Source organism: Pseudomonas sp. Ps21-P2 (genome assembly GCF_039672565.1).
Classification (GTDB): Bacteria; Pseudomonadota; Gammaproteobacteria; order Pseudomonadales; family Pseudomonadaceae; genus Aquipseudomonas.
This window is the reverse complement of the sequence record NZ_JBDFPL010000003.1, coordinates 482,061-507,813: the sequence shown is the minus strand read 5'-3', so window position 1 is coordinate 507,813 and position 25,753 is coordinate 482,061. Positions and strand designations below refer to the sequence as shown.

At 60.8% G+C, this 25,753-nt stretch carries 20 protein-coding genes and 1 pseudogene; 12 read left to right on the top strand and 9 right to left on the bottom strand.

Going from position 1 to position 25,753, the window contains the following annotated elements:
• Positions 1–96: 96 nt before the first annotated feature.
• On the bottom strand, positions 97–1,452 hold the full coding sequence (gene gorA, locus ABEH28_RS09780) for a glutathione-disulfide reductase (protein WP_346629803.1): 1,356 nt from the start codon (positions 1,450–1,452) through the stop codon (positions 97–99).
• Between the two features lie 136 nt (positions 1,453–1,588).
• Positions 1,589–2,431, bottom strand: coding sequence for a UTP--glucose-1-phosphate uridylyltransferase GalU (gene galU, locus ABEH28_RS09775; RefSeq protein WP_192172113.1), 843 nt, complete (start codon positions 2,429–2,431; stop codon positions 1,589–1,591).
• A gap of 349 nt (positions 2,432–2,780) precedes the next feature.
• Between galU and ABEH28_RS09770 the strand changes: the two genes are divergently transcribed.
• Positions 2,781–2,966, top strand: a complete 186-nt coding sequence (locus ABEH28_RS09770; RefSeq protein ID WP_346629802.1) for a hypothetical protein — start codon at positions 2,781–2,783, stop codon at positions 2,964–2,966.
• Between the two features lie 180 nt (positions 2,967–3,146).
• Positions 3,147–3,428, top strand: a complete 282-nt coding sequence (locus ABEH28_RS09765) for a hypothetical protein (protein WP_065987192.1) — start codon at positions 3,147–3,149, stop codon at positions 3,426–3,428.
• A gap of 56 nt (positions 3,429–3,484) precedes the next feature.
• Here ABEH28_RS09765 and ABEH28_RS09760 read toward each other — a convergent pair whose 3' ends face one another.
• Complete coding sequence (locus ABEH28_RS09760; protein ID WP_122534636.1) at positions 3,485–3,841, bottom strand: hypothetical protein; 357 nt, start codon at positions 3,839–3,841, stop codon at positions 3,485–3,487.
• 203 nt (positions 3,842–4,044) lie between these two features.
• Between ABEH28_RS09760 and ABEH28_RS09755 the strand changes: the two genes are divergently transcribed.
• The 3 genes from ABEH28_RS09755 (at position 4,045) to alkB (ending at position 5,333) form a co-directional block, all read left to right on the top strand.
• On the top strand, positions 4,045–4,350 hold the full coding sequence (locus ABEH28_RS09755; RefSeq protein ID WP_037010615.1) for a DUF1883 domain-containing protein: 306 nt from the start codon (positions 4,045–4,047) through the stop codon (positions 4,348–4,350).
• 96 nt (positions 4,351–4,446) lie between these two features.
• Positions 4,447–4,626, top strand: coding sequence for a hypothetical protein (locus tag ABEH28_RS09750; RefSeq protein ID WP_346629801.1), 180 nt, complete (start codon positions 4,447–4,449; stop codon positions 4,624–4,626).
• Between the two features lie 23 nt (positions 4,627–4,649).
• Positions 4,650–5,333, top strand: a complete 684-nt coding sequence (alkB, locus tag ABEH28_RS09745) for a DNA oxidative demethylase AlkB (RefSeq protein WP_346629800.1) — start codon at positions 4,650–4,652, stop codon at positions 5,331–5,333.
• Positions 5,334–5,814: 481 nt separating this feature from the next.
• Here alkB and ABEH28_RS09740 read toward each other — a convergent pair whose 3' ends face one another.
• The 4 genes from ABEH28_RS09740 to gnd all read right to left on the bottom strand — a co-directional run bounded on the left by ABEH28_RS09740 (position 5,815) and on the right by gnd (position 11,033).
• Positions 5,815–7,620, bottom strand: a complete 1,806-nt coding sequence (locus ABEH28_RS09740; protein ID WP_346629799.1) for a glycoside hydrolase family 15 protein — start codon at positions 7,618–7,620, stop codon at positions 5,815–5,817.
• A 97-nt stretch (positions 7,621–7,717) separates the two neighbouring features.
• Positions 7,718–8,536 carry an HAD family hydrolase gene (locus tag ABEH28_RS09735; RefSeq protein ID WP_346629798.1) on the bottom strand — a complete coding sequence of 273 codons (819 nt, stop codon included), beginning with the start codon at positions 8,534–8,536 and terminating at the stop codon, positions 7,718–7,720.
• On the bottom strand, positions 8,533–10,056 hold the full coding sequence (zwf, locus tag ABEH28_RS09730) for a glucose-6-phosphate dehydrogenase (protein ID WP_346626305.1): 1,524 nt from the start codon (positions 10,054–10,056) through the stop codon (positions 8,533–8,535). The genes ABEH28_RS09735 and zwf overlap by 4 nt, the downstream gene beginning before the upstream one ends.
• Positions 10,056–11,033, bottom strand: a complete 978-nt coding sequence (gnd, locus tag ABEH28_RS09725; RefSeq protein WP_346629797.1) for a phosphogluconate dehydrogenase (NAD(+)-dependent, decarboxylating) — start codon at positions 11,031–11,033, stop codon at positions 10,056–10,058. Before gnd ends, zwf begins: the two co-directional genes overlap by 1 nt.
• 321 nt (positions 11,034–11,354) lie before the next feature.
• On the opposite strand from gnd, the gene ABEH28_RS09720 reads away from it, so the two are divergent.
• Together ABEH28_RS09720 and ABEH28_RS09715 are read left to right on the top strand one after the other, a co-directional pair.
• Positions 11,355–11,528 carry a DUF6026 family protein gene (locus ABEH28_RS09720; protein WP_192172120.1) on the top strand — a complete coding sequence of 58 codons (174 nt, stop codon included), beginning with the start codon at positions 11,355–11,357 and terminating at the stop codon, positions 11,526–11,528.
• Positions 11,529–11,877: 349 nt separating this feature from the next.
• A complete protein-coding gene (locus tag ABEH28_RS09715) occupies positions 11,878–13,623 on the top strand; it encodes a phosphoethanolamine transferase CptA (protein ID WP_346629796.1) in 1,746 nt (581 codons plus the stop codon).
• Between the two features lie 90 nt (positions 13,624–13,713).
• On the opposite strand, the pseudogene ABEH28_RS09710 reads toward ABEH28_RS09715, so the two are convergent.
• Together ABEH28_RS09710 and ABEH28_RS09705 are read right to left on the bottom strand one after the other, a co-directional pair.
• Positions 13,714–15,271, bottom strand: a pseudogene (locus ABEH28_RS09710) (TerC family protein).
• A gap of 438 nt (positions 15,272–15,709) precedes the next feature.
• Complete coding sequence (locus ABEH28_RS09705) at positions 15,710–16,201, bottom strand: GNAT family N-acetyltransferase (RefSeq protein ID WP_192172123.1); 492 nt, start codon at positions 16,199–16,201, stop codon at positions 15,710–15,712.
• 605 nt (positions 16,202–16,806) lie between these two features.
• On the opposite strand from ABEH28_RS09705, the gene glgA reads away from it, so the two are divergent.
• Genes glgA through ABEH28_RS09680 form a run of 5 tightly spaced genes read left to right on the top strand, consistent with a single transcriptional unit; the run spans position 16,807 to position 25,607 of the window.
• Positions 16,807–18,393, top strand: a complete 1,587-nt coding sequence (gene glgA / locus ABEH28_RS09700; protein ID WP_192172124.1) for a glycogen synthase GlgA — start codon at positions 16,807–16,809, stop codon at positions 18,391–18,393.
• A gap of 25 nt (positions 18,394–18,418) precedes the next feature.
• Positions 18,419–20,245, top strand: a complete 1,827-nt coding sequence (gene treZ, locus ABEH28_RS09695; RefSeq protein ID WP_346629795.1) for a malto-oligosyltrehalose trehalohydrolase — start codon at positions 18,419–18,421, stop codon at positions 20,243–20,245.
• Positions 20,235–22,319, top strand: a complete 2,085-nt coding sequence (malQ, locus tag ABEH28_RS09690) for a 4-alpha-glucanotransferase (protein ID WP_346629794.1) — start codon at positions 20,235–20,237, stop codon at positions 22,317–22,319. The genes treZ and malQ overlap by 11 nt, the downstream gene beginning before the upstream one ends.
• The gene (locus tag ABEH28_RS09685) at positions 22,316–25,102 is read left to right on the top strand and encodes a malto-oligosyltrehalose synthase (RefSeq protein WP_346629793.1); all 2,787 of its coding nucleotides are present in this window, start codon (positions 22,316–22,318) and stop codon (positions 25,100–25,102) included. Before malQ ends, ABEH28_RS09685 begins: the two co-directional genes overlap by 4 nt.
• Before the next feature lie 16 nt (positions 25,103–25,118).
• Entirely contained in the window at positions 25,119–25,607 is a 489-nt protein-coding gene (locus tag ABEH28_RS09680; protein WP_346629792.1) for a DUF2934 domain-containing protein, read from the top strand.
• Positions 25,608–25,753: the final 146 nt, after the last annotated feature.

Below are 25,753 nucleotides of genomic sequence, written 5' to 3'. Positions count from 1 at the left end.
CCGTCCCTAAAAACAATGGCTCGTCCAGCTCCCTCCATGGAGGCCGGACCGTTCACATGTGCCGCGTGTCGTTCAATCACACGCGCGGCGCACGCCTTAACGCGTCGGTGTGCGCATGGTGACGAATTCCTCCGCCGCCGTAGGATGCACGCCAATGGTGTCGTCGAAAATCTGTTTGGTAGCGCCGGCCTTGAGCGCGATCGCCAGGCTCTGGATGATCTCGCCCGCGTCCGGGCCGACCATGTGGCAACCCAGCACGCGATCGGTTTTGGCGTCGACCACCAGCTTCATCAGGGTGCGCTCCTGGTTGTCGGTCAGCGACAGCTTCATCGGCCGGAACTTGCTTTCGAACACCTGCACCTCATAGCCGTCCTTCATGGCTTCGGCCTCGGTGAGGCCGACCGTGCCGATGTTCGGCAGGCTGAACACGGCAGTGGGAATGTGGCGGTAGTCCACGGGGCGGTACTGCTCGGGCTTGAACAGGCGCCGCGCGACGGCCATGCCTTCGGCCAGGGCCACCGGCGTCAACTGCACCCGACCGATGATATCGCCGACGGCGATGATCGATGGCTCGGTGGTCTGGTAGTCACCGTTGACCTTGATGAAGCCTTTCTCATCCAGCTCGACGTTGACGGTGTCCATGCCCAGGTTATCGAGCATCGGACGGCGGCCGGTGGCGTAGAAGACGCAGTCGGTGTTGAACGAGCTGCCGTCGTTCAGGCTCAGTTGCAAGGTGCCGTCGGCCAGCTTCTCGATGCTGTTGATTTCGGTCTTGAAGCGGATGTCCATCTCGCGCTTGGCGAGCTCTTCGTGCAGATGGGTGCGCACGCTTTCGTCGAACCCGCGCAGGAACAATTCGCCGCGGTACATCAGCGAGACGTCAGCGCCCAGGCCGTTGAAGATCGAAGCGAACTCGACTGCGATGTAGCCGCCGCCGACCACGACGACGCGCTTGGGCATCTGTTCGAGAAAGAACACTTCGTTGGAGGTGATGGCGTGCTCGCGGCCCGGAATGTCCGGCACCTGCGGCCAGCCACCGGTGGCGATCATGATGTGCTCGGCCGTGTGAACCTGGCCGTTGATTTCGACTTCATGGGGGCCGCGCAGGCGCGCATGGCCTTCCATCAGTGTCACGCCGCTGCTGTCCAGCAGCTTGCGGTAGACGCCATTGAGGCGGCTGATTTCACGGTTCTTGTTGGCGATCAGGGTGGGCCAGTCGAAATGCGCCTCGCCACTGCTCCAGCCGTAGCCTTTCGCCTGTTCGAAGTCTTCGGAATAGTGCGCGCCGTAGACCATCAGTTTTTTCGGCACGCAACCAACGTTGACGCAGGTGCCCCCCAGATAACGGCTCTCGGCCACGGCCACGCGCGCGCCGAAACCGGCGGAAAACCGCGCTGCGCGGACGCCGGCCGAGCCCGCGCCAATTACAAAAAGGTCAAAGTCGTAGCTCATGTGTCTCTCCCAAGCGATGCGCTAGCATAACCGCTTGAGCGCGCTCGGCAAGTTCCGCAGGACAGAAACGACAAAGCCACCCGAAGGTGGCTTTGTCTGACAGCACAGCTAGACGCTGACTACCGATACAGATGCATCACTGAGTCGATTTGCCGGTCTTGTAGAAGTGCTCGAAGCAGAAGTTGGTGGCTTCCACGTAGCCTTCGGCACCGCCGCAGTCAAAACGCTTGCCTTTGAATTTGTACGCCAGGACGTTGCCCTCGGCGGCCTGCTTCATCAGGGCGTCGGTGATCTGGATTTCGCCGCCTTTGCCTGGCTCGGTGTTTTCGATCTTTTCGAAAATGTCCGGGGTCAGGATGTAGCGACCGATGATGGCGAGGTTGGACGGAGCAACATCCGGTGCCGGCTTCTCGACCATGTCAGTGACGCGGAACAGGCCTGGTTTGATTTCTTCGCCAGCAATCACGCCGTACTTGTTGGTCTCGTTCGGGTCAACTTCCTGAATCGCCACGATCGAGCACTTGTACTGCTGGTGCAGCTTGACCATCTGCGCCAGAACGCCGTCACCTTCCAGGTTGACACACAGGTCATCCGCCAACACCACGGCGAATGCCTCGTTACCGATCAGCGGACGACCGCTCAGAATCGCGTGACCCAGACCTTTCATTTCGGTCTGGCGAGTGTAGGAAAAGCTGCACTCGTCGATCAGTCTGCGGATGCCGACGAGGTATTTTTCCTTGTCGGTGCCCTTGATCTGGTGCTCAAGCTCGTAGCTGATATCGAAGTGGTCTTCCAGCGCGCGCTTGCCGCGGCCGGTGACAATGGAGATTTCAGTCAAACCCGCAGCAAGTGCTTCTTCCACGCCGTACTGGATCAGTGGCTTGTTGACAACGGCCAGCATCTCTTTGGGCATGGCCTTGGTCGCTGGCAAGAAGCGAGTGCCGTAACCGGCTGCAGGGAACAAGCATTTCTTGATCATATAAATCCTTGATGAGCTGGGGGTGTTGCGGCGCAGTCTAATGAGGCGGCGATAACCTTACAATGCCGCTACTGGCCGTTCGCTGCCTAGGTAGAGGAACGCTGACGCAGATAGTTCCGCAGATCGTTCCACCAATAGCTCAGCAACCAGCTCACTCGCCACGCTTCACCCACTGATTATTGGAATTCCATGCTGTCCTTCGTACGAGGGCATCCAGCACCGCGTAACCGCCGTTCGGTGACCTTCGCAAGCGTAGCCCTGTTCGCCATCGCGCGTGGGAAATTGTGCGATTGCCCTTTGGCATTTGCCGATTATCATGGGCGCCTGAATTACTAATCGAGACGAGTCGATGCCTGAAGTCAAAAGCGTGAACGGTTACCAGATCAAAAAGCTCCAGGACGGCCAGTGGTGGCTGGTCGGCCACGACGGTGAAGCCGTGGCAGGCCCGTTCTCCAGCGAGAGCAGCGCCATCGAAGTCGCCGCCGTGTTCGAAGACACGCCAGCCCCGCGTCGTCGGGCTGACAAGAAGGACTGATCAGGCGGCCCGGCCCGCTCCGCAATGGAGTGCGGCCGAGGCCTCTCCTTCGCAGATTCGGCCACGGATATCGCCGAGCAAGTCCTGCAAAAAATCTACGGTGATGCCGGAACGATGGCACCGCCTCTCAGTCTCAGACTAGCAATTCCCACACCGGCCCTCATCGCGAAGCATTCCACCATGATCAAGATCTTATCCGTCATTGCTGTACTGGCCCTGACCGGCTGCGCGACGGCGCAGAACACTTACCTCAAAGACGGCAAGCAGGCGTTGAGCATCGACTGCTCCGGCGAAGCCATGTCCTGGGCCGCCTGCTACGAAAAGGCTGACGCTTCCTGCGCGGGCACCGGCTACAACATCGTCAGCACCAACGGCACGCCGCAACCCAAGGAAGACGACAAGACCCTGGGTGTCGATGTCGGTAACTATAAAAACCGCACCGTGCTGGTGGTCTGCAAATAACGTCTCGCCCGTCTAACCGTGGAACTGCGTCACCCTTGATTCGCCCCGCAACCGCGTCACTCGCCCGAGATACAGGCCGTCACGGCGTGCTGCACGTCCTTGGGCCGCAGGGGGTTGTTCGACAGGCGTTCGAACAGCTTGATCGAGCTGCCGCTGGAGCGGGTCTCGATGTCGACGATGGCAGCAGGGTCACTGGTCAGCAACTTCTGTGGAACGATGATGCGCAGGCCCTCTTTGTGCGGCTCGATCTGCGGCGGCTTGCGGCTGTCAGAGATGCGTCCGACAAAGCACGCGGCATAATCCTTCGGCGACTTGCCGGACATGACGCTCATGGTCGCCGGGGTGTGTTCGATGTCCGTAACTGTGGCGCAACCGGTCATCGCCAGGGCCAGAATAACAACCGCCAATTTCATACAATCCCTCCAGTAAAGGTGCTTACGACAAGCCCGACCCGGATTAAATCCCGCGCGTGTGCTTTTTTAACTGCCAGCCTGGCGGTCAGCCTTGCGTCGATTCAAGCGAGTCCACGATCAATAAAACCCGCCGGGAAGATCAATGCCCAGGCTCGTCGTGCTATGGTTTCGGGTTTTCGAGAACGCTGTCTCCGGAGACACCCATGAAATTCGTACACCAGCGCGAGCACCTCAACGAAGACGACATGGTCGTCATCGAATGCTCCCAGCTTTGCAACATACGCCTGATGAGTGATGCCAACTTCCGCAGCTTCAAAAACGGCGGTCGTCACACTTACCACGGCGGCGCGTTTGACCGTTTCCCCGCCAAAATCGCGGTGCCCAGCACCGGCTTCTGGAACATCACCATTGACACCGCCGGCCGCAAGCTCGACAGCCATGGCGGGCGCAAGACTGCCTTCACCCATTCGATCAAAATCGTTCGCCGCTCGTCCTCGCGTCTGAGCTGATGCGCCATTGAGCCAAAGCGCCATTGAACACCGGCTGGCGTGAAATCTTTGTATTTTTTTTGCGAACATCCGGTCAGTTTTTTCCAGGAGTAAAATGTGAGCACCCCTGCCCCCGTCGTCAAATACGCAATCAGCTACAAGCTCAACGGCGAGCGTCGTTTCGAGTTTGCCCTGTTGCAGTCGCCCTCCGCCGATGAGGCCCTGGCCGCCCTGCAGAAGGTGCACGGCGACAGCACCGATGTCATCAGCGATGTGAAGGTCAGCAAAGCGCTGTAGCCGAAATCTGAACGGGGAAGCCCATGGTGATGCAGCGCAAGGGCACGACGCCGGCGACGTTTGATCTGTTCGCGGAGGATACGCCGCAACCGCCTTCACATGATCAGATCGGGCCGGCGTCGTTTGTGTTTCGTGGCTTCGCTTTGCCTTTCATCGAGTCATTGCTGCCTGCGCTGGAGTCGGTGCTGACCCAGGCGCCGTTCCGCCATATGGTCACGCCCGGCGGTTACACGATGTCGGTGGCGTTGAGCAGTTGCGGGGACTTCGGCTGGACCACTGACAGAAGTGGCTATAAATATTCCCCCATCGATCCGCTCACGGGTGAGCCATGGCCAGCGATGCCTGGGGTTTTCATGGAGTTGGCGGTGGCGGCGGCTTCGGCTGCCGGGTTTGCGGGGTTTGTGCCGGATGCGTGTCTGATCAATCGTTACATCCCGGGAGCCAAGATGTCGCTTCATCAGGATAAGGATGAGCGCGGCTTGGAGTGGCCGGTGGTGTCGGTTTCGCTGGGCTTGCCGGCGATGTTTTTGTTTGGCGGGCTTGGGCGCAGTGATCCGACTCAGCGGGTGCCGTTGTTTCATGGGGATGTGGTGGTGTGGGGCGGGGTTGATCGGCTGCGCTTTCATGGGGTGTTGCCGATTCGGCAGGCGGAGCATCCGCAGTTGGGGGAGCAGCGCATTAATTTTACGTTTCGCAAGGCGCGGTGATCATCGGGGCTGTTGTTGAGGATCAAAAGCGTCTGCCTGGGGGCAGACTGTTTCGCCTTCGGCGAGTTACTTGATAAAGCCCCAAGTAACCAAGGGCTTGTGCTCCTGGCTAGGCCCCTCCTGCGTCGGGGTTCCTTCACTCCGGTCCCGCTCCGTGGGCCCGCGCCGAACGGGCATCCATGCCCTGACGGCGCTCTCGCCGCATCCATGCGGCTCGGCCCACTTCGCGAGACCTGCGTTCAGCCTGCACCCAAGTCGCGATTGGCGGTGTCTGGACCTTTTGTGTTTGAAGATCAAGATCAAAAGCTTCCCGGCTGAAGCCGGTCCCACAGGGTGCGCCGCCAATCTCAATGACTGCACGCGCTGCTTTTTAGTGGGACCGGCTTCAGCCGGGAAGAGGCCCCTGTGAGCGCTATCAATGTCTCAGCGTAACGCAAAACCTGTCCCACCCATCACCGACATCGGCTAATGCCCTGCCCCACTAGGACCGAGTGGCCGCGCGGCTTTTTACGGGGCAGATGACGCGGTGAAGGTTCAGGGCGGTGTTGATGATGCCGATGTGGCTGAAGGCCTGGGGGAAGTTGCCGAGCATGCGGTTTTGCTGGGGGTCGTATTGTTCGGCGAGGAGGCCGACGTCGTTGCACAGGCCACACAGGCGTTCGAAGAGGATTTGGGCTTCGTCGTCGCGGCCTTGCAGCACGTAGACGTCGGCGAGCCAGAACGAACACACCAGGAAGGTCCCTTCGCTGCCCGACACGCCATCTGTGCTGCGTTCGCTGTCGTAGCGCAGCAGCAGGCCGTCTTTCATCAGCGACTGTTCAATCCGTGTGACGGTGCCGGTGACGCGGGGGTCGTCGACGGGGAGGAAGCCGGTGAGCGCGATCTGCAGGAGACTGGCGTCCATTTCCTGGCCGCCGTAGGTCTGCACGAAGCTGCCCAATTCTGCGTCGAAGCCGTGGGCGCAGACGTCGGCGTGGATCTGATCGGCGACCTCACGATAATGCCGACCCCGCTCGCGGTCTTGCGGGTTATCGCTCTTGGCCAACACCCCGGCATTGCGGTCGAATGACACCCACGCCATGACTTTGGAATGGGTGAAATGCCGAGGTGCCGAGCGGATTTCCCAGATGCCGGCGTCCGGTTGATGCCAGACTTTTTCCAGAAACGGCATGATCACTTTCTGGATCTCCGTGCTGCGCGGCAGCGCAGGCAGGCCGTTTTTAAGGGCCTGGGTCATGGCGTCGGCGACTTCGCCGTACACATCCAGCTGCACCTGACTGGCCGCACCATTGCCGACCCGCACCGGGCGCGAATGCTCGTAGCCGGCCAGCCACGGCAACTCATACTCCAGCAAGCGCCGCTCCCCCGCCAGACCGTACATGATCTGCACCTGTTCCGGGTTGCCCGCGATCGAGCGCAGCAGCCAGTTGCGCCACGCGGTCGCTTCTTCGAAGTAGCCCAGGTTCATGAACGCCAGCAGGGTCATGGTCGCATCGCGCAGCCAGCAGAAGCGGTAATCCCAGTTGCGCTCACCGCCCAGCTGCTCCGGCAACGAGGTGGTCACCGCCGCGACAATCCCGCCGGTCGGCGCATAGGTCATGGCCTTGAGGGTGATCAGCGAACGCTTGACCTGATCCGTCCAGGGGCCAACATCCGGGCAGCGGCCGGAGAAATCTCGCCAGAAGGTTTCGGTCTGCTGCAGCGCCGATTCCACGTCGAACCCCGCACGCACCGGTTCGTGGGAGGCCTGCCAGGACAGCGCGAAGCCCAGCCGCTGACCGGCTTCAACGCTGAACAGGCTCTCGGTGTGATGGTCCATCGGGTGCAGTTCGGCGGGCGTGCGCAGCACCAGCATGTCCGGGCCGGCAACAGCGGTCATGGTGTGCGGATCGCGCTTCTCCACCCACGGCACGGTGCTGCCATAGTCAAAGCGGATCGCCAGATCCATCGAGAAGTCCACGCGCCCTTCTACGCCAACGACGATGCGCACCACGCTGCTGTCGGTCTCCATGGGCATGAAGTCGATGAGCAGCGCCTGTCCGGTGTCGGTGGTGAAGAGGGTTTCGAGAATCAGTGTGCCGTCACGGTAGCTGCGGCGGGACCGGGTGCTGCCGTCAACCGGCGCCAGCTTCCAGCGCCCGTTGTTGCTGTCGCCCAGCAGCGCGGCGAAACAGGCCGGCGCATCGAAGCGCGGGAAACACAGCCAGTCCAGCGACCCGTCGCGGGCCACCAGCGCTGCGGTCCGGCAGTTGCCGAGCAGCGCGTAATCTTCGATCAATACAGCCATCGGGCGGTTATCCCTCTTGGTGAGCACTTTATTCTTGTTGTGCGCCGTGCCCTTGAGTAGCGGTACCCATGAGTGGCAGCGCAACCGCCGCCCCGAATCAACGGGGCAGGATGTAACGCTCGATGGCCTTCGCCAGCCCGTCATCGGCATTGCTGTCGGTGACGTAGTTGGCCTGGGTCTTGACGCCCACCTCGGCCTGCCCCATCGCGATCGACAGCCCGGCGCGAAGGAACATCGCCACATCGTTGCCCGCGTCGCCGATCGCCGCGGTGTGGGCCAGCGGCACGCCCAATGCATCGGCCAGCGTCTCAAGAGCAGTGCCCTTGTTGGCGTCCAGCGCGGTGACGTCCAGGTAGTAGGATTGTGAACGGGCTGCCAACGCCGACTTGGCGATCAGCGGGTTGAGCGTGGCCTCCAGGCGCTTGAGCAGCTCGAAGTCCTTGCTCGCCGCGACGATCTTGTCGATGCGGTCCAGGTATTCGTCGAAGCTGTCGACCTGAACGAAGTCGTAACCCAGCGTGTTGCGTTCGTGGTCGACGTAATCGCCTTCGGGATTGAGGAGCAGCCACTGGTCATCGGCAAAGACCCAGACCGCCACCGCCTCGCTGGCGAACAACTCCAGACTGGTGCGGGCCGCCGCGGCATCAATGCGGTGGGCCTTCAACAAACTGCCGTCCGGGTTGATGATGTTGGCGCCGTTGAACGCCACGGTCGGTAGCGTGATGCCCAAGGCTTTGATCTGCTGTCGCATGGCCCGCGGCGGGCGGCTGCTGGCGACCGAGAAATGAATCCCGGCCTCCTGCAATTTACGCACGGCGTCGATGTTGGCCTGGCTCAGGCTGTGATCGGGGTGCAGCAGCGTGCCGTCGATGTCAGACAGCATGAACTGGATGAGGGGCTGCGAAACGTCACTCATCCCAGGCGCTGCCATGTGCGGCCGTCACGGGCCAGCAACTCATCGGCCTCCGAGGGCCCGTCCTCGCCTGCGTGATAAAGGTCCACTTGCGGATCCTTCGCCCAGGCATCAATGAATGGTTGCACGGCACGCCAGCCATTCTCGATGTTGTCGGCGCGCTGGAACAGGGTCTGGTCGCCGGTCAGGCAATCGTAGATCAGGGTTTCGTACCCGGTCGACGGCTGCATCTCGAAGAAGTCCTTGTAGGCAAAACCCAGCTCGATGGTCTGCATGTCCAGGGTCGGGCCGGGCTTCTTGGCCTGCAGATCAAACCACATGCCTTCGTCAGGCTGGATCTGGATCTTCAGGAAATTCGGCGCGACGCTGTCGACATCGGTATCACGGAACTGCGCATACGGCGCCGGCTTGAAGCAGATGGCGATCTCGGTGTCGCGCACGCTCATGCGCTTGCCGGTGCGCAGGTAGAACGGCACGCCCATCCAGCGCCAGTTGTCGATCATCACCTTGAGGGCGACGTAGGTTTCGGTGTTGCTCTCGGGATCGACACGGTCTTCCTGGCGGTAGCCGGTGACGGCCTTGCCATCGATGCTGCTCTCCGAATACTGACCGCGCACCGAGTTGGCCAGCGCTTCCATTTCCGACCAGGGCCGAATCGCACCGACCACCTTGGCCTTCTCGCCGCGCACGGCATCGGCGCCAAACGCAGCGGGCGGTTCCATTGCCACCATCGCCAGCAGTTGGAACAGGTGATTGGGCACCATGTCCCGCAGGGCGCCGGTGGTCTCGTAAAAACTGCCACGGGTCTCGACGCCCACGGTTTCGGCCGCGGTGATCTGCACGTGGTCGATGTAGTGGTTGTTCCAGAACGACTCGAACAGACCGTTGGAGAAACGGCTGACCAGAATGTTCTGCACCGTTTCCTTGCCCAGGTAATGGTCGATCCGGTAGATCTGCTTCTCGCTCATGACCTTCAGCAAGCAGTTGTTCAGTGCCACCGCGCTGGGCAGGTCGTGGCCGAACGGCTTCTCGATCACCACGCGACGGAAGCTCTCGTCGTCTTCGACCATCAGCCCGGAAGAGCCCAGACGCTGCGTCACTTCACTGAAGAAACGCGGCGCGGTCGCCAGGTAGAACACGGCGTTGCGGGTGCCCGTGCTCTTGATCTTTGCGTCGATGTCCGCGTACGTGGAATCGTCGAGAAAATCGCCGGTGATGTACGTGATGCGCTTCGACAGGCTGCCCCACAGCGCCGGATCCAGAGGCTCTTCGCCGCCCTGGGCGACCTTGCTGGCCGCCTCCTGACGAATGAAATCCTCGAGCTTCTTGGCGAAATCGGCATCGCTGACGGTGTTGTGGTCAACGCCGACAATGTGCAGGTCCTCCCCCACCAACCCGTCGCGAAACAGGTTGTAGAGGGCCGGCATCAACAGCCGTTTGACCAGGTCACCATGGGCGCCGAAGAGGAACAGCGTGGTCGCCGGAGCGACCGGAGCATTCTGCTTGCTGCGGGATAAACCCATTATTTTGGTTCCTTATGACCACCAAATCCGAAACGCATGGCGGACAGCATTTTGTCGCCGTACGTGCTTTGTTGACGGGAGCGGAAGCGAGCGAACAGCGAAGTGGACAGCACCGGAACCGGCACCGCCTGCTCCATGGCCGCTTCGATAGTCCAGCGGCCTTCACCGCTGTCGGCGACGGAGCCGGAATAGGCGTTGAGCTGTGGGTCGGTGGCCAGAGCGTCGGCGGTCAGGTCCAGCAGCCAGGAGGAGACCACGCTGCCGCGACGCCAGACTTCGGCGATGTCGCCCAGGTTCAGGTCAAAGCGCTGCTCGACGGGGAGGTTTTCCGAGTTCTTGGTCTTGAGGATGTCGAAGCCTTCAGCGAAGGCCTGCATCATGCCGTACTCGATGCCGTTGTGAATCATCTTGACGAAGTGGCCTGCGCCCGGCGGGCCGGCGTGAATGTAACCGTGCTCGGCGCGGGGGTCGGCATCCTTGGAACGGTCCTTGGTGCGCGGGATGTCGCCAATGCCGGGGGCCAGGGTCTTGAAGATCGGGTCGAGGCGAGTCACGACGTCGGTTTCACCGCCAATCATCATGCAATAACCACGTTCCAGACCCCAGACGCCGCCGGAGGTGCCCACGTCTACGTAATGCAGGTTTTTGTCTTTCAGCGCCACGGAGCGACGTATGTCGTCCTTATAGAAGGTGTTGCCGCCGTCGATGATCACGTCGTCGGCATCGAGCAGGTCGGCCAGCTCGTTGATGGTGTCTTCGGTTGGAGCGCCAGCAGGCAACATCACCCAGACGGCTCGCGGTTTGTCCAGGGCAGCGACCAGTGAGGCGAGGTCTGTTGCCGGGGTCGAGCCTTCTGCGGCGAGCACGGTGCGAGACTTCTCATCGCGATCATAGACCACGGTCGTGTGGCCATTGAGCATCAGTCGACGTGCGATGTTGCCGCCCATGCGGCCTAGTCCAACAATCCCGAGTTGCATGTAGAGGTGCTCCTTAATCAAATTCAGAGGTGCCTCAGTTTATAGCCCAGTGCCGCATAGTGGGTTAGTCCGGGGAGGCAAACTATGGTTTCCCGGTGAAAAATGTTTCATGTGCATCGGCACAGAGGTCTGCAAGACTGCCCTATGACGCAGGTTTTCGCGATCAAGAAACGTTCGCGACAATCATAAATAAAAAAGTTCCTTTTTTACGCAAAAGAAATCAGAATTCCGGCCGATAGAGGTAGTGAGCAGGATATGCCAAGTGGATGGCTTCCTCGCTTGAACCTTATGAAGTTGAACCCGCCATTTGCGAGGTGTGCAATGGGCACAGTACTGACAGCCAATGCTCCACAGACCCTTTACGTCACAATCCGTCGTGACGAGCTGCGCCAGCTCAGGGAAGAACGCGCCGTATTGCAGAACAAAGTCGCCCAGCTGACTTCGATGCTGCAGCACGCCCAGCTCATCGGTAACGGCACCGCCCTGCACGCCTGATTCACGACTCCCCGCACCACACCCTTCAAGGCAAGCCCGATCTGCAGGCTTGCCGGCGCATCGTTCAATCCCCCCTCCGCCGTACCTCGGCAGCGCCTTGCATTGCCGCACACGTGACACGGTTTTCGACCCTCCGTCGGACCCGACACACGTCGTTACGTTCCCCGCCCTGCTCTAGCCTCCGCGTCTTTAGCCGATTTTGGCGGTTTCGCAACACCCTCCTGACAAAATTTTCACCCCGTTGAAAACATAATCCCACCCTCAACACATTGATTGCTGGCCAGATGCTGGCACTTGAATTCATTCGGGCGGTGTTTGGTCGCCTGAACGGTCTATAGCGGAGCGCTTGATGACAACGATGAAACGGAGCACTACGACTCCGAAAGGGTTCGACTGGGCGGGAGTGATCTGGCTGTTCGTGTTTTTCTGGTACTTCTCCGGCATCACGCAACTGCTTATCCAACTGACCGGCATCACCGGTTTTGCCGGCTTCCGTCAGGCGTTCGTGATCAGCGGCATCTGGCTCGCGCCCATGCTGATGTTCCCGCAAAAGACCCGCATCATGGCTGCGGTCATCGGCGTGATTCTATGGGCCTGCTCCATGGCGAGCCTGGGTTACTTCTTCATTTACCAGCAGGAGTTTTCCCAGAGCGTCATCTTCATCATGTTCGAATCGAACATCTCTGAAGCTGGCGAGTACATGACCCAATACTTCGCGTGGTGGATCGTGCTGGCGTTCATCGCCCACACCGCGTTCGCGATCTTCCTGTGGACACGCCTGCGTCCGGTGTACATGCCACGCGCTCGCGCCTACGCCGTTGCGGCAGCGCTGTTGATCGGCATCATCGGTTACCCGCTGGCCAAACAGTTGGCCCGCCACGACGACACCGCCTCGGCCCTCGAAGCCTTCGAGTCGCGCATCGAGCCAGCGGTGCCATGGCAGATGATCGTTGCCTATCACCGTTACACCCAGCAACTGGATGGCATGCAGGACATGCTGACCAGCAGCAGCAACATTGCGCCGCTGAAAAACCTCAAGGACCAGCAGGCCAATCTGCCCACCACCCTGGTGTTGGTGATCGGCGAGTCGACCAACCGCGGGCGTATGCACCTCTATGGCTACCCGCGCCAGACGACGCCGAACCTGGACGCCATGAAGGACCAGCTGCAGGTGTTCAATAACGTCATCACGCCTCGGCCTTACACCATCGAGGCGCTGCAGCAGGTATTGACCTTCGCCGATGAGGAAAACCCGGACCTTTACCTGAAGACGCCGTCGATCGTCAGCGTGATGAAACAGGCGGGCTACAAGACGTTCTGGATCACCAACCAGCAGACGATGACCAAGCGCAACACGATGCTGACCACCTTTTCCGAACAGGCTGACGAACAGGTCTACCTGAACAACAACCGCAATCAGAACGCTCGGCAGTACGACGGCGACGTGATCGCGCCGTTTACCAAAGCGCTGACCGATGCCGCGCCGCGCAAACTGATCGTGGTGCACCTGCTCGGTACCCACATGGCCTATCAGTACCGCTTCCCGGAGGAGTTCGCAAAATTCAGCGGACGTGACGGCGTACCGGCGGACATCGATGACAGCAAGCTGGAGTTCTACAACAGCTACGACAACGCCGTGCTCTACAACGATTTCGTGGTGTCCAGCCTGATCAAGGAATATGGCAAGGCCGACCCGAACGGCTTCCTGCTGTACCTGTCGGACCACGGCGAAGACGTTTATGACTCGCCAGGCCGCAACACCTTGGGCCGCAACGAGAACAAACCGACCATCCCGATGTACACCGTGCCCTTCATTGCCTACGCCTCGCCGAAGTGGAAGCAGACCCATGACTGGAATTTCGAGAGCATCCACGATCGGCCCTACACCAGTTCGAACCTGATCCACACGTGGGCGCAACTGGCAGGCCTGAGCTTTGATGAGCTCGATACCACCAAAAGCCTGGTCAGCCTGGACTTCAAGGCGCGCCCACGCATGATCGGCGATCCCTATGCGCCGAAGGGGCTGAGTGATTTTGCCCACATGCAAAAGGCCGCCAGCCAGCCCGGCACCATGCCCGAAGTGGTGCAAAAGTAAAAAAGGCGAAGTGACGTTCGCTGCAAACGAAAAGGCCTGCGCAATGCAGGCCTTTTTTTGTTCGTCGGAATGGGTGTGCTTCAACCAGGGTTATGGAGCCGGTGTTTGACGCAGCAGCACGCGGGTCACCCGCCGTTCCTGCACTTGCACGACCTTCAGGTGCCAACCCTCCCACTGCAATTCGTCGCCAATCACCGGCAAACGATCCAGCAGGCTCACCACCAGTCCCGCCAGGGTCTGATAATCACTCGTTGCCCGCGCCTTGAAGCCGATGCGTTCGCGCAGATGGCTGAGGTTCATGGCGGCATTGACCAGCACGCCCTCGCCCTCTTCGATCAAGTCCGGGCCCTCGATTTCACTGGCGTCCGGCAGCTCGCCGGCGATGGATTCGAGGATGTCGGTCATGGTCAGGATGCCGGCGAAATCGCCGAATTCGTTGATCACGAAGGCGATGTGCGTGGACTGCGCGCGCATCTGTTCCAGGGCGTTGAGGATCGAAAAGCTCTCCAGCAGATTGAGCGTCGGCCGGGCGAGGTGTTCGATGTTCGGCTCGGTACCGGACAGCCAGGCGTTGAGCATTTCCTTCTTGTGCACGAAGCCCAGCGGCTCGTCGATGCGGCCCCCCGCGGATCAGCGGCAGTCGCGAGTACGACGAGTTGACCAGTCGCTGGCGAATGCCTTCCGGCGTGTCATCCAGATCGATCACGTCGACGTCGTTGCGCACCGTCATCACACCGCGAATGGGCCGCTGGGCCAATTGCAGCACGCCGCTGATCATCACCCGCTCGCGGCGGTCGAACACCACCTCGTCGCTGTCGCCGTCGAGCATGTCGGCGATCTCCTCACCGACCTCCTCGGCGCTCGGCCTGCGGCCACCCAGCAGGCGCAGCACGGCATGGGCGGTGCGCTCGCGGCGTGGCAAGTCACCTTTCACGCTGCGTTTGCGGCGGGCACGGGCGATCTGGTTGAACACCTCGATCAGGATCGAAAAACCGATGGCCGCGTACAGATAGCCCTTGGGGATATGGAAACCCAGGCCGTCGGCGGTCAGGCTGAAGCCGATCATCATCAGAAAGCCCAGGCACAGCATGATGACGGTCGGGTGAGCGTTGACAAAGGCGGTCAGCGGCTTGCTGGCGATGATCATGATGCCGATCGAGAACACCACGGCGATCATCATGATCGACAGCTCATCGACCATGCCCACGGCGGTGATCACGGCGTCCAGAGAGAACACCGCGTCGAGCACGACGATCTGCGCGACGATCGGCCAGAACAGCGCGTAGGTTGTGCTGCCCGCCCGCTGGGCGACGTGGCCCTCTAGGCGCTCGTGCAATTCCATGGTCGCCTTGAACAGCAGGAACACTCCGCCGAACAGCATGATCAGGTCGCGACCGGAGAAGCTCTTCTCGAAAATCTCGAACAGCGGCTCGGTCAGCGTCACCATCCACGAAATGCTCGCGAGCAGGCCCAGGCGCATGATCAACGCCAGCGACAGGCCGAGCACCCGCGCGCGGTCGCGCTGCTCGGGCGGCAGCTTGTCGGCGAGGATGGCAATGAAAACGAGGTTGTCGATGCCAAGCACCAGCTCAAGCACAATCAGGGTCAACAGGCCAAGCCAGGCCGTGGGATCAGCAATCCACTCCATGGGTCAGCGCCCCTTCTCGATCAATGGCACAGACACGAAAAGGCCCGACGTGCCAGAAGGCAGGTCGAGCCAGACAGAAATCTTGTTTAAGCGGGATAAAGCGACGTGAACGCCTGCGACCCTGTTTGAGGGGAATCGGCGACTGGGAGGTTCCAGAGAGAGCGACATGTGTGTCCTGAAAGCAATACGGGAGGCGATCCTATCGCGCTCTCGGAATCGCCTTACAGGACAGAACTGTTACAAATGGTTTGGAAGGTGTTGCCTGGGCAACAACAGAAACACCGCGGGTATTGAGTGGGACCGGCTTTAGCCGGGAAGGCTTATTGCGTCACACCATAAAACTAAAGGTGTTCAAAACGGCCCCTTCCCGACTGAAGCCGGTCCCACTAACAGCATGGAGTGCATCCCGTGGGATCGGCTTTCCCCATTGCCGCTTCGCTAGAGCGACTTCTGCCAGAACAGCGCGCGACCCATTTGCGGGTCCAGCTGGTAGTCGGCAAATCCAAGCTTGCGGTACGCGCCTTTGGCAGCTTCGTTGCCTTCGAGCACTTCCAGGGTGATTTTGCAGCAGCCGCGCTGGCGGGCGATTTCCTCGACCTTGGCCAGCATCTTCTGGCTGATCCCCTGGCCTCGTGCCGAAGCGATCACCACCACGTCATGCACGTTGACCAATGGCCGGCAGGCGAAGGTCGAGAAGCCCTCGAAGCAGTTGACCAGACCGACCGGCTCGCCGGCGATGAACGCCAGCACGCTGAACGCATGGGGGCGCTTGGCCAGTTCGATCGCCAATTGCTGACGGGTGTCCATGGACAGCGACTGACCGCCACCCATGGCGTCTTCGGCGTATTGATTGAGCAGAAATCCGATCGCTTCTGCGTGAACCGAATTGCTGTAGCTGGCTTGCAGTACCAGAACCTCAGGGGCTTGCATTGACTTCCTCTACCGCTGGAGAAACCTCAACAGGCAGTCGACTCAGTGTGCCGACGTGCCGCGTGGCGGCGATTCTAACGCCCTGGCCGAAAAAATATCCTTATACAGAAGTAGGAAATGTCTCTGATCGGTCAGGAATTCTTCCGGCACGCACCGAGAAAAGGCAGCGCAGGCAAATTGTGCCTACGGTGTCCCACAAAAGCGCAGGGGCTGCGCGCGGATAGACCATCGGCCCGGTAATTGTCCAACAATCCGACCGACGGCACCCCTGTAACAAGGCCTACACCCCATGCTCCACAACGGCGCATTCAGGGCCTTGCAGATCGCTTGATCACCCTGAATTCCACAATACCCCGCATCGCAATCCCGCATGCCAGACATGGCCCGGAAAAATTGTCGAAACTTCTACACAGGCGCATGGGTCATGTGAATAGAGCAACTATGCTGTTGAAAAATCGAAGCAGAGTCCGCTTTCACCTTGTCCTCTAATGTGCAGTCGGTAAATGGGTATCGATCTTGCGTAGGTCTTGTGTGCCTGGCCATAGGAAATGGCTGCTTACACCTTAAGTGCTGTACCAACACTGCATATCGAACTGGAGAAAACGATGATTAGTGCCGCTGTCAAAACCCAGAAGGGAGAGAGTTTTAATCAGCCGGCCAGCGAGCTGACCCATCTGCCGGTCTTCGCAACGACGAGCGCACCCGTGCTGCAACTGCCTCCTGTTCAACCAGTGATTTCTTCGGTAACCCGCAAGAAAGTCCTGTTCGTGACTTCAGAGATGGCCGACCTGGTGAAAACCGGCGGTCTGGGCGATGTGTCAGCCGCACTGCCGCGCGCCATGCGCCACCTGCACGATGTACGCGTGCTGATTCCCGGCTATCCACAGGTCATCAATAGTGGCAACCCGATCCACATCATCAGCGAGCTGCCCGGTCACGCCGCGCTGCCTCCCTGCAAGATCGGCCGGATGGACATGAAAGACGGTCTGGTCATTTACGTCCTGATCTGTCCCGAGTTGTACGAGCGTGAAGGCACGCCCTACGGTGACAATGACGGCCGCGACTGGTCCGACAACCATATTCGCTTTGCCCGCCTGGGCCTGGCGGCTGCCGACTTTGCGGCCGGCGCGGTGAAGACCCAGTGGTGCCCCGAGCTCGTTCACGCTCACGACTGGCCAGCAGGCCTGGCGCCGGCGTACATGAAATGGCGCGGCCAGACCACGCCGTCGATCTTCACTATCCACAACCTGGCGTATCAGGGTTTTGTCAGCATTGCCTCCAGCCGTGAGCTGGGCATTCCCGACTCGGCATTGAGCCCGGAAGGCATGGAGTTTTACGGTCAGCTCTCGTTCATCAAGGCCGGCATGGCGTATTCCAGCCATATCACGACTGTGAGCGCGACCTACGCCAAAGAAATTACCACCCCGGATTTTGGCTGTGGCCTGGAAGGCTTCCTGCAGAGCAAAGCCGACCGCGGTCAGCTCAGCGGCATTCCCAACGGCATCGACGAGAGCTGGGACGCTGCCACCGACGAGCACCTGATCTGCCGCTTCGCTCCGAACGAGTGGACCCGCAAGGAAATCAACGCTGACTACGTGCGCGAGCTGTTTGAACTGGAGCCTTCCACCGGCCCGCTGTTCGCCGTGGTCTCCCGTCTGGTTTACCAGAAGGGTCTGGACCTGACCATCGGGGTTGCCGAGCACATCGTCAACAACGGCGGCCAGATTGCGATCATCGGCCGTGGCGAACCTGAAGAAGAAGACGCCATGCGCGCCCTCGCCGCCCGCTTCCCGGGTCAGGTCAGCGTGCGCGTCGGCTTCAATGAGACAGACGCACGTCGCATGTTCGCCGGCAGTGATTTTCTGCTGATGCCTTCGCGCTACGAGCCTTGCGGCCTGAGCCAGATGTACGCGCAGCGCTTCGGCTCCCTGCCGATCGCACGCCGCACTGGCGGTCTCGCGGACACCATCGAAGACGGCTGCACCGGTTTCCTGTTCGACGAATCCACGGTCGAGAGCTACACCGAAGCCCTGACCCGCGCGTTCAAGGTCTTCGAAAGTCCATTGCTGCTCAACGCCATGCGCTGCCGCGCCATGGCCGCTCCGTTCGATTGGCACAAGGCGGTAGAACCCTACGCCGATCTTTACCAGGAGCTGCTGAAGAAAAACGCAGGCGTGGCACTGCATTATTGATAACCCACTGATCAAGGAATTACGGATGCCTTCGCGCACGGATCAAAACTGGCGCCACGGCGCCGTCATGCTGGATCCACAACACACCCGGTTTGCCCTCTGGGCACCGGACGCCCAAAGCGTCAGCGTCGAATTCGAAAACGGGCCTGCACAGGCCCTTCAGCCAGAGCAGGACGGCTGGTTCGTGGTCGAGACCGAGTGTGGAGCTGGCACGCGTTATCGCTTCAACGTCGCTCTCGATGGACAAAACAATCTCACTGTTCCTGACCCGGCTTCCCGGGCTCAGGACGGCGACGTGCACGGCTACAGCATCGTCGTCGACCAGGCCGCCTACCAATGGAAGAACACCGAGTGGCAGGGACGGCCCTGGCACGAGGCGGTCATCTACGAGCTGCACGTCGGTGCACTGGGTGGCTATGAAGGCGTTGAACAGCGTCTGCAGCATCTGGTGGACACCGGCATCACCGCCATCGAGCTGATGCCTATCGCGCAATTCCCGGGTGATCGCAACTGGGGCTACGACGGCGTGTTGCCTTACGCCGCCCAGTCGTCCTATGGCACGCCCGACCAACTCAAGCACCTGATCGACACCGCCCACGGGTTGGGCCTCGCGGTCATTCTGGACGTGGTCTACAACCACTTCGGCCCGGACGGCAATTACCTCGGCGCCTACGCCAGCCATTTCTTCCGCAGCGACAAAAAGACGCCGTGGGGCGACGCGATCGATTTCCGCCGCCGTGAAGTACACGACTTCTTTATCGACAACACGATGATGTGGCTGCAGGACTACCGCTTCGACGGCCTGCGTTTCGACGCCGTGCACGCCATCGAAGACCCGACTTTTCTGCAAGACCTGGCAGAACACGTACGCGAGACGATTCCGTCGGAGCGTCACGTCTGGCTGACCCTGGAAAACGAATTCAACGAAGCTGGACGCATGGATCAGGGCTACGACGCCCAATGGAACGATGACGGCCACAACACGCTGCACGTCCTGCTGACCGGCGAGACCGACGCTTACTACACCGACTTCGTCGAAAAACCCACGCAAAAGCTTGCGCGTCTGCTGGGCGAAGGCTTTGTCTATCAAGGCGAATCCACCCGTCATGGCCACGCCCGGGGCGAACCGAGCGGCCATCTGCCGCCGACCTCTTTCGTGCTGTTTCTGCAGAACCACGACCAGATCGGCAACCGGGCCTTCGGCGAGCGTCTGGTCCAGCTGAGCCCACCCCCTGCGTTGCAGGCGGCGACGGCGCTGTTGCTGCTGTCACCGATGATCCCGCTGATGTTCATGGGCGATGAGTGGGGCGCAAGCGAGCCGTTTCTGTTCTTCACTGACTTCCATGACGAGCTGGCAGATGCCGTGCGTGAAGGACGTCGTGGCGAGTTCAAGGATTTCGCCGCGTTCAAGGATCCGGCCAAGCGCGAGCAGATCCCTGATCCCAATGCTCTTAAAACTTTCGAGGCCTCGCGTCCGGCGTTCGATGCGCTGCTGCTGGAAACTGACAAGGGTCAGGACCATCGCAACTGGCTTGAGCTCTACAAAACCTTGCTGCAGATTCGCAAGACCGAGCTGTTCCCTCGCCTGCACGGCGCCAGTGCGTTGGGCGTGAAAGAGCTCGGCGACAAAGCCGTCAGCGCACGTTGGAAGCTGGGCGACGGCAGCGAGTTGCGCATTGATCTGAACCTCGGCAGCGAGGCGGTCGACACTGATGATCACACCGGCTACAGAGTGCTTCATCAATCCCGTGCCAAGTCCGCAGAACTTTCCCCATCCGCCACCCTCAATCCATACACGGCCATTGTCAGCCTGAAATCGAGTGACGTTGTGGAGGAACAGGATGAGCAATGAGCAACTGGAAAAACTGGCAGCCCAGGCGGGCCTGTCGGTTGACTGGAAGGACGCCAACGCCAAACCGCAACACGTAAGCCCCGAGGTCCTGCGCAAGGTCCTCGGCGGCCTGGGTTACCCCGCCGAGACAGAAGAAGACGTCCAAGCCAGCCTCAAACGCCTGAACGAAGAAAGTCAGCCGGCCACCCCGCCGCCGTTGATGACCGTCGACCACGGCAAGGATCTGGATCTGTCGAGCTGGTTCGCCCCAGCCACCGCGTTCAAGCTGACGCTTGAAGACGGCTCGCTGCTCGAAGGGAAACTGACCGACAAGGCTGCCCTGCCCGGGTTGGCCACAGTGGGTTATCACCCGTTGGAAGTGGGCGGCCAGCAGTTGACCGTCGCCGTCGCGCCAAAGACGTGCTACAGCCTGAACATGGCCAGCAAGAAAGCAATCGCCCGCGACTGGGGCCTGACCACTCAGTTGTACTACCTGCGCCGTGAAGGTGATGGCGGTATCGGCGATACCCAAGGGTTGGAGGCTTTCGTACGTGCCGCAGGCACCCGTGGTGCCTCGGCCGTGGCGATCAGCCCGGTTCACGCGATGTTCTCCAACGACAGCGAGCGCTACAGCCCGTACTCGCCGTCCAGCCGCCTGTTCCTCAACGCGCTGTACGCGGCGCCGGGGACCATTCTCGGTGACCGCGCGGTTGAGCTGGCAATCGAGAAAGCCGGCCTGGCCGACGAGTTCAAGCGTCTGGAATCACTGGAGCTGATCGAATGGCCCGCCGCCGCCAAAGCAAAATATGCCCTGCTGCGCGAGCTGTATGCCGGCTTCATCGGCAGCGATCATCCCTTCCACGAGGACTTCAAGAGTTTCCGCCAAGCGGGCGGTGAAGCCCTGGAAAACCACTGCCGTTTCGAAGCCCTGCGTGATGCGGGCGACGAATTGGGCATTGGCGGCAACTGGCATGAATGGCCGGAGCAGTACAAGAACCCGCGTAACCCTGCCCTCGACGCGTTCGCCAAGGCGCACGGCGAAGAGATCGGTTTCCACGCCTTCGCGCAATGGCTGATCGCGCGTGGCCTCGAACGCGCCCAGACCGCCGCACGATCGAGCGGCATGAGCGTCGGCCTGATCGGTGATCTGGCTGTGGGTGCCGACGGTGCCGGCAGCCAGGCCTGGAGTCGTCAGGACGAGTTGCTCTCCTCGCTGACCGTGGGCGCACCACCGGACATTCTCAACCGCTCGGGCCAGAGCTGGGGCATCTCGGCGTTCTCGCCGACCGGCCTGAAGCGCAATGGTTTTCAGGCGTTCATCGAAATGCTGCGGGCCAACTTCGCCCACGCCGGTGGCCTGCGCATCGACCATGTGATGGGGCTGCAGCGCCTGTGGGTCGTCCCGTTGGGATCCCCGGCGAGTGAAGGCGCTTACCTGAATTACCCGCTGGACGACATGCTGCGGCTGTTGAGCCTGGAATCGTGGCGTCACGAAGCAATCGTTTTGGGCGAAGACCTCGGCACGGTGCCCGAAGGTCTGCACGAGAAGCTGTCCGAGCGCGAGATCCTCGGGATGCGCGTGCTGCTGTTCGAACAGGACGACGCGACGTTCAAGCCCATCACGAAGTGGTCCAGAGACGCACTGGCCACCACCAGCACCCACGACCTGCCCACCCTCACCGGTTGGCTGAGCGAACTGGATGTCGACTGGAACAAAAAACTCGGGCTTGTCGATGACGACGCCGAGCAGAAGATGCGCGACGGCCGCGAACGGGAACGCAAGGGGTTGATCACGGCGCTCAAGCAGAACTACACCCTGCCCAGCGGCGGTGAAAGTGTGAGCGCCAAAGACGTCATCGACTACAGCATTGCGTACCTCGGCCACACCCCGGCGCCGTTGGTGCTGCTCCCGATCGAGGACGCCCTCGGCATTGATGAGCAGGCGAATTTCCCCGGCACCATCGACAGTCATCCCAATTGGCGACGTCGGCTCAACGGCGACAGCGGTTCTCTGCTGAACAACGGCGATGCAGCACGACGACTTGAAATTCTGGCAGCGGCACGGCAACAAGCCGCGGAGCGTGATCAAAAATGAGTACCCCTCTTAAATCCCTGCGCGCCACCCAGCGCCTGCAGTTTCACAAAGACTTCACGCTGGACGACGCCACCAAGCTCGTGCCGTACTTCGCCAGCCTGGGCATCAGCCACATCTACGCCTCGCCGTTGCTGAAAGCCCGCGCCGGTTCCATGCACGGTTACGACGTGGTCGACCCACGGGTGATCAACCCCGAACTGGGCGGTGAGCCGGCCTTGCTGCGCCTGGTCGCGGCGCTGCGTGAGCACGGCATGGGCCTGATTCTCGACATCGTCTCCAACCACATGGCAGTCGGCGGCAACGACAATCCCTGGTGGCTTGACTTGCTCGAATGGGGTCAGCGCAGCCCTTACGCCAAGTTTTTCGACATCCAGTGGAATTCTCCGGACCCGCTGCTCAAGGGCCAACTGTTGTTGCCGTTCCTGAGCACCGACTACGGCACCGTGTTGCAGAACGGTGAAGTGCCCCTGCGTTTCGATGCGGAGCACGGTACCTTCCACGCCGAGCACTATCAGCATCTCTTCCCGATCAACCCGGCCACGTACGCGCCGCTGTTGAAGGCAGCGAAGCGTTCCGAGCTGGATGAACTGGCCCAGCGCTTCGCCGACCTCGACTACTATCCGCAGGCCTACGAGCGTGCCCGTCAGGCCAAGGCTGAGCTGGCCGAAGCGGTGAAGGCCAAACCCGAGCTGGTCAAGGCCGTTGAAGAAGGTCTCGCGCAGTTTGATTCCAGCACCCCGGAAGGCTTCGACCGCCTGCACCGTCTGCTTGAGCAGCAGGACTATCGTCTGGCGAGCTGGCGCACCGCGGGTGACGACATCAACTGGCGGCGTTTCTTCGACATCAACGAGCTGGGCGGCCTGAAGGTCGAGCGTTCGCAGGTGTTCGAAGCAACCCACGGGAAGATTTTCGAGCTCATCGCCAAAGGGCTTGTGGACGGTCTGCGCATCGACCATATCGACGGCCTCGCCGACCCGCGCGGGTATTGCCGCAAGCTGCGTCGTCGCGTCGACAGCCTGATGAAACTGCGCCCGGCCGGCACCGAACTGGAACGTCTGCCGATTTTCGTCGAGAAGATCCTCGGCCCAGACGAGCAACTGCGCACTGATTGGAACGTCGACGGCACCACCGGTTATGAATTCATGAACCAGGTGTCGCTGCTGCAGCACGATCCGAAAGGTGAAGCCGTACTGGGCGAGCTGTGGAGCCGCATCAGCGGACGCACGGCCGACTTCAATCAGGAAGTGCTGGAAGCCCGCGATCTGGTCCTCCACGGCACCCTGGCAGGTGATTTCGAAAACCTGGCCCAAGCACTGCTGCAGGTCTCGCGCAGTGACGTGATGACCCGCGACATGACCCTTGGCGCCATCCGCCGCGCTCTGCTGGCGCTGGTCAGCAACTTCCCGGTCTACCGCACCTACCTCACCGCCTGCGGCCGTTCTGCAGAGGACGAGCGCTTCTTCCAGCAGGCCATGGACGGTGCGCGGGAGATGCTCAGCGAAGGCGACTGGCCGGTGCTGGATTCCCTCAAGCTGTGGCTGGGTGGCGAGAAGCTGCGCGACTACCCGACGGGCCGGTTGCGCGAAATGCGCCGCAAGGCCGGCAACCGTTTCCAGCAGTTGACGTCGCCAGTGGCGGCCAAATCGGTGGAAGACACGTCGTTCTATCGCTCCGCCGTGCTGCTCTCGCGCAACGATGTGGGTTTCCACCCGCAACATTTCAGTGCGCCGGTGGAGGCGTTTCATGAAGTCTCCATCGAGCGGCACAAGAGCTTCCCGAACAACCTGCTGACCACCGCGACCCACGACCACAAGCGCGGCGAAGACACCCGCACCCGTCTGGCCGTGCTCAGCGAACTGGCGCCCTGGTACGCCGAGCAGGTCGAGCGCTGGCAGCAGCTGTCGGCGCCGCTCAAGGCGGGTGACACCCACATCAGCCCGGGTGACGAGCTGATGCTGTATCAAGCAATCATCGGCAGCTGGCCGCTGGACCTCGAAGGCGAGCCGGCTTTCGAAGCCTACGCCAAGCGACTGACCCAGTGGCAGGAAAAGGCCCTGCGCGAAGCCAAACTGCAGAGCAGCTGGAGCGCGCCCAACGAGCCGTACGAGACCGCGTGCCGCGAGTTTCTCCAGCACTTGCTGCTGAACGCCGACGGTCTGGCACTGCGTCAATCCATCGGTGCCACGGCCAATCGCATCGCGACGGCCGGCGCGCTCAACAGTCTGGCGCAAACTTTGCTGCGAATGACTGCGCCCGGTGTGCCTGATCTGTATCAGGGCACTGAGTTCTGGGACTTCAGCCTGGTGGATCCGGACAACCGTCGTCCGGTGGATTACCCCGCTCGCGAACGTGCGTTGCAGGCATCCGTGCCGGTCACCGAGCTGTTGAACCAGTGGCACGACGGCCGGATCAAGCAGGCGTTGATTGCCCAGGTGCTTAGCCTGCGCAATGAGTACCCCGCGCTGTTCAGTGAAGGCGAATATCAACCCCTTGAAGTGGTGGGTGAAAAAGCCGATCACGTCATCGCTTTTGCCCGGGTAACGAAAGAGATGCGGGCTATTGTTGTGGTTCCGCGCTTGCCGGCTGAACTATTGGGCACTGCCCAAACTCCATTCATCAATGCAGCAAATTGGGGCGATACACGAATCAACCTGCCGTTCGCTGATTCACATCCAAATTGGAAGGGACTTTTTTCTCAGGCTACAGTCACATCCAGCAAGGAAATGTTGCTCAGCGCAGCGCTCAAGGAAATTTCTGTAAACCTGCTTATACAAACCTTGTGATACCGGGAGTGTCGAGATGAGTGCCGACGATAAAAGAATCAGCGAGCTTGCCCACCAGATCTGGGAAACGGAAGGCAAGCCACATGGGCAAGATGCCCGCCACTGGGAAATGGCTAGCAAGTTGGCCGCCGCCGAGGCGAAGTCGCCTAAAAAACCGGCTGCTGCGAAGACGGCGAAGTCCAAGCTCGACAGCAAAGCGGAGCCCAAGGCTGCCGCTGCCAAACCCGCTGCGAAGGGTGCAGCCAAACCGGCGGCGAAATCTGCTGCCAAGCCTGCGGCTAAACCCGCAGCCGCATCAGCGGCAAAGTCAGCAGGCAGCTCCGCTGATCAGGCTGCCAGCAAATCCGAGGCAAAAGCTGACGCCAAGCCTGCCGCTAAACCGGCGGCCAAGGCGCCCGCCAAACCCAAGGCTGCGGCGAGCGGTACCGATGCTGCCGCCAAACCGGCCAAGCCGGCGGCCAAGTCTTCTGCCAAGAAGCCTGCCGCCGCCAAGCCTGCGTCTTGATCAACTGCTTTAACGCGTCACTGTTGCGCCGCTAACACCCCTACCGCAGGGATCGCCTTAAAACGGTCGTCACCCTGCGGTAATTTTCAAACCTGTTGCATCGATGGCGCAGTCACGTACTGAGGCCACGGCTTTGTTCGCCTTCA

Excerpts from the sequence above, each read along its gene's own strand:
- gorA (WP_346629803.1), bottom strand. The coding sequence starts at position 1,452 with ATGAGCTACGACTTTGACCTTTTTGTAATTGGCGCGGGCTCGGCCGGC.
- ABEH28_RS09715 (WP_346629796.1), top strand. The coding sequence starts at position 11,878 with ATGACAACGATGAAACGGAGCACTACGACTCCGAAAGGGTTCGACTGG.
- treZ (WP_346629795.1), top strand. The coding sequence starts at position 18,419 with ATGCCTTCGCGCACGGATCAAAACTGGCGCCACGGCGCCGTCATGCTG.
- malQ (WP_346629794.1), top strand. The coding sequence starts at position 20,235 with ATGAGCAATGAGCAACTGGAAAAACTGGCAGCCCAGGCGGGCCTGTCG.
- galU (WP_192172113.1), bottom strand. The coding sequence starts at position 2,431 with ATGATCAAGAAATGCTTGTTCCCTGCAGCCGGTTACGGCACTCGCTTC.
- ABEH28_RS09755 (WP_037010615.1), top strand. The coding sequence starts at position 4,045 with ATGAAATTCGTACACCAGCGCGAGCACCTCAACGAAGACGACATGGTC.
- alkB (WP_346629800.1), top strand. The coding sequence starts at position 4,650 with ATGGTGATGCAGCGCAAGGGCACGACGCCGGCGACGTTTGATCTGTTC.
- ABEH28_RS09720 (WP_192172120.1), top strand. The coding sequence starts at position 11,355 with ATGGGCACAGTACTGACAGCCAATGCTCCACAGACCCTTTACGTCACA.
- ABEH28_RS09765 (WP_065987192.1), top strand. The coding sequence starts at position 3,147 with ATGATCAAGATCTTATCCGTCATTGCTGTACTGGCCCTGACCGGCTGC.
- ABEH28_RS09735 (WP_346629798.1), bottom strand. The coding sequence starts at position 8,536 with ATGAGTGACGTTTCGCAGCCCCTCATCCAGTTCATGCTGTCTGACATC.
- ABEH28_RS09770 (WP_346629802.1), top strand. The coding sequence starts at position 2,781 with ATGCCTGAAGTCAAAAGCGTGAACGGTTACCAGATCAAAAAGCTCCAG.
- gnd (WP_346629797.1), bottom strand. The coding sequence starts at position 11,033 with ATGCAACTCGGGATTGTTGGACTAGGCCGCATGGGCGGCAACATCGCA.
- ABEH28_RS09680 (WP_346629792.1), top strand. The coding sequence starts at position 25,119 with ATGAGTGCCGACGATAAAAGAATCAGCGAGCTTGCCCACCAGATCTGG.
- glgA (WP_192172124.1), top strand. The coding sequence starts at position 16,807 with ATGATTAGTGCCGCTGTCAAAACCCAGAAGGGAGAGAGTTTTAATCAG.
- ABEH28_RS09740 (WP_346629799.1), bottom strand. The coding sequence starts at position 7,620 with ATGGCTGTATTGATCGAAGATTACGCGCTGCTCGGCAACTGCCGGACC.
- ABEH28_RS09705 (WP_192172123.1), bottom strand. The coding sequence starts at position 16,201 with ATGCAAGCCCCTGAGGTTCTGGTACTGCAAGCCAGCTACAGCAATTCG.
- ABEH28_RS09685 (WP_346629793.1), top strand. The coding sequence starts at position 22,316 with ATGAGTACCCCTCTTAAATCCCTGCGCGCCACCCAGCGCCTGCAGTTT.
- zwf (WP_346626305.1), bottom strand. The coding sequence starts at position 10,056 with ATGGGTTTATCCCGCAGCAAGCAGAATGCTCCGGTCGCTCCGGCGACC.
- ABEH28_RS09760 (WP_122534636.1), bottom strand. The coding sequence starts at position 3,841 with ATGAAATTGGCGGTTGTTATTCTGGCCCTGGCGATGACCGGTTGCGCC.